The 3,107-nt window shown below is 58.1% G+C and carries 4 protein-coding genes; all 4 read right to left on the bottom strand.

Features of this window, described 5'->3' with window-relative positions; all coding sequences use genetic code 11:
- The coding region (gene tnpC / locus C5F46_RS15840; protein WP_107326265.1) for an IS66 family transposase at positions 1-1,503 on the bottom strand (1,503 nt) is incomplete at its 3' end.
- 68 nt (positions 1,504-1,571) lie between these two features.
- Positions 1,572-1,919 (bottom strand): IS66 family insertion sequence element accessory protein TnpB, encoded by a 348-nt coding sequence (gene tnpB / locus C5F46_RS15835; RefSeq protein ID WP_107326264.1) that lies wholly within the window; start codon positions 1,917-1,919, stop codon positions 1,572-1,574.
- Positions 1,916-2,326, bottom strand: coding sequence for an IS66-like element accessory protein TnpA (gene tnpA / locus C5F46_RS15830; RefSeq protein WP_107326263.1), 411 nt, complete (start codon positions 2,324-2,326; stop codon positions 1,916-1,918). Before tnpA ends, tnpB begins: the two co-directional genes overlap by 4 nt.
- 408 nt (positions 2,327-2,734) lie before the next feature.
- On the bottom strand, positions 2,735-3,107 hold a 373-nt coding region (locus tag C5F46_RS15825; RefSeq protein ID WP_146160256.1), incomplete at its 5' end, for an integrase core domain-containing protein.

Below are 3,107 nucleotides of genomic sequence, written 5' to 3'. Positions count from 1 at the left end.
GTCAGTCGTCCAGTTCCACGGCATGAGGTTTTCGATCTGGGTCATCTTTTGATCGGCGACGCGGGCGAGGACCCAAGTAAGCCACGCTTCGGGATCGACTTTGTTCATGCGACAGGTTTCAATGAGGGTGTAGGCGATGGCGGCGGCGTCCCCACCGCCTTTTGACCCCATGAACAGGTAGTTTTTGCGGCCCAGAGTCACCGGTCTGATTGAACGCTCACAGATATTGTTGTCCAACTCAAGTTGCCCGTTTTCGAGATATGCGCGGGCTTTGGGCATGCGCCCGAGCGCGTAGCGGATGGCCGCTGCCAGCGTCGATTTGCCGGAGATCTTGGGGAGTTGCAGCGCGAGCCAGGCCTCGAGATCGTCGAAGATCAGCTTTGCCTTTTCTTGCCGCAGGGCCGCGCGGTTTTCAGCCGGTGTGTAGCGGGCCTCTTTTTCCACTGCATAGAGGCTCGCGATGCGTTTGATCGCTTCTTGGGCGATGGCAGAGCCTTCGCTTTCATAGATATCGACAAACTTGCGGCGCACATGAACCATGCAGGCCTGCTCGCTGGCTTTGCCGTCGCCGAACAGGCCGTTGAACCCGGTGAAGCCATCTGCGTGCACCACGCCCTTATATCCCTTGAGGTGGGATGATGGATGCTCGCCCTTCCGGTCCACGCTGAACTGGTACCACGCACAAGGTGGGGCTCGCCCGCACCATGGCCGCTCATCTCGAACGTAACTCCACAACCGGGCGGTTTGCCCCTTGCCTTTGGCCTGCATTTTGACGGGTGTATCGTCAGCGAATAACGCCGGCCCGGCGCGCACCAGCTTACCGATGTGGTCGGCCAAAGGTGCCATCAGGGACGTGGATCGCCCCACCCAGTCGGTCAGCGTGGAGCGATGCAGGATGACCTTTTCGCGGGCGTAGATCTCGGATTGGCGATAAAGTGGCAGGTGATCGCAATACTTCCCGGCCAGGATATGGGCCAACAGACCCGGTCCGGGGCGGCCGCGTGTGATCGGGCGCGAGGGTAGTTCGGCCTGGGCGAACGCCTCACAGCAGGTGCAGGTCATGCGCGGGCGCACGATGCGTTTTACGACGAAGTGGCCGGGGACGTATTCCAGCTCTTCTGTCACGTCCTCGCCGAGTTGCCTGAGCGCGCCGCCACAATCGCCACAGGTGTCACCGGGCGACAGGATTTCTTCTTGTCGCTCAAGGTGGTCAGGCAGCGGTGCGCGATTGTGGGTGCGCTTGGCGGGAGGGGTCTCATCCGCGTCCTCTGCCGGGGCCGTCTTTTGAGCGGCGGCGGCGATCTCAGCGTCTTCCTGCAGATCAAAAGCCAGTTGATCCATGCTTTCAGACTTGGTCCCAAAACGCACCTTACGATGTCCCGCCAGTTCCTTCTTCAGCTTTTCGATTTGGAAGGCTTGTGACTTCACTTCAGCGACCAAAAGTTCACTGACTGCGCGCAGTTCAGTGGGATCGTCAGGCAGGGATTTGAAGGTCTCGCGCATGGATAATTTATATCCGCTCGCCCCCTCAAACGGAACGGAAAATGTGCAAAACCTCATGTTTTATTGGGTTATCCGGTCTGCGTTGGCCGCCATGTTCGCTGCGGTGTGCGCCAGTCAATACCTTCCAGCAGCATCGACAGTTGCGCCGCTGTCAGATGCACTTTTCCATCCTTGGCAGCGGGCCAGACAAACCGACCCCTTTCCAACCGCTTCATGAACAGGCAGGCTCCTTGAGTATCCCACCAAATGATTTTCAACAGATCGCCGCGACGCCCACGGAAGACAAATAGATGCCCCGAATATGGATCCTCAGCGAGTTCCCTCTCCGTTTGTGCCGCCAAGGTATTGAAACCGCGCCGCATATCCGTCACGCCCGCCGCCAACCAAACCCGCGTATTACTTGGCACCGGGATCATGCGGTCAGCCCATGGATCAGGCCCAAAACCGACGACAAGGCCGTCGGACCTTCCACCAGAATACGCCGTCCATCCGACAGGGTGATGTCCACGCGCTGCGCGCTGACGACTCTATAGGGGTGATCCTCCGCGTCACACGCAGGCGCAGGATCGGCGCTTTCCAGCGGTGGCGCATCAATCTCGATGGGGAGGAAAATGCTCTCAACCACGGCATCAGCGGTAGATACGCCGCCCTCTACAGGAGCAAATCGAGGGTCTTTTAGCCACTTGAAAATCAGGTTCGCGTTCATCGAATAGCGTCGCGCAACCTGTGCAACGGAAACGCCCTCTGTCAGCGTCTGCGCACAAATCGTGCGCTTCTCGTCATCAGACCAGACACGCTTCTTCAAACCCTTCTTTCCCGCCATCACCCACCTCAAGATGTCCACTATCGATGGTGGACACTATCACCCACTCCATCACGCAGGCAGGGCAGTCACACCGGACGGATACGTTGCTCACGGCAACCTATCAGAATGTACTCAATGGCTGCAAAGGCTCCGCGCACGCATGAATTTCTCAAAACAGGCGGACGGGATGCAAACGTTCTCTACCTGGGCATTGCAACATTTTATCAACGAATTGAAATCGGCGGAAAATTCTATTAAGTCATTGTAAGTAATATATTATTTATTGCGCCAGCGTAGCAAGTCCAGGCTCGATTAATGTACTCCATGTCGGCCAGCGTCGGTTCATGTCGGCTTATGGCGGTTTGGGAGGGTTGCCGACTCTGCTCGAATCCTCTCTACCTGACCTGCCCCCCGGTCGTCCCTCGTTCATAACGAGAGTCCTTGGGGTTGATATTGGTCGATTTCGGGTTGGGCAAGCGCGCCGGGCGCGTTGCCATCAAGTAGCTCAAGCGTCCGGCGCGCGTCGGACGGGGTCTTGTTGCCCAGCGAGGAATGGGGCCTGACGTTGTTGTAGTCATAGCGCCAGAGGGCCAGCGTGCGGCGGGCATCGGCAAGGCCGTCGAAGATTTCCTCGTTCAGGCATTCGTCGCGCAGGCTGCCGTTGAAGCTTTCGATGTAGCCATTCTGCTGCGGCTTGCCCGGATCGATGTAGTGCCACTCGACACCGTTCTCGTTGGCCCATTTCAGGATCGCCTTGCTGGTGAACTCGGTCCCATTGTCACTGACAATGCAGCCGGGC

The sequence above is a fragment of the Phaeovulum veldkampii DSM 11550 genome, from assembly GCF_003034995.1.
Taxonomy (GTDB): domain Bacteria; phylum Pseudomonadota; class Alphaproteobacteria; order Rhodobacterales; family Rhodobacteraceae; genus Phaeovulum; species Phaeovulum veldkampii.
Note: the sequence above shows the minus strand (reverse complement) of the source record. Positions and strands in the feature narration are given on the sequence as shown.

Excerpts from the sequence above, each read along its gene's own strand:
- tnpB (WP_107326264.1), bottom strand. The coding sequence starts at position 1,919 with ATGATCCCGGTGCCAAGTAATACGCGGGTTTGGTTGGCGGCGGGCGTG.
- tnpA (WP_107326263.1), bottom strand. The coding sequence starts at position 2,326 with ATGGCGGGAAAGAAGGGTTTGAAGAAGCGTGTCTGGTCTGATGACGAG.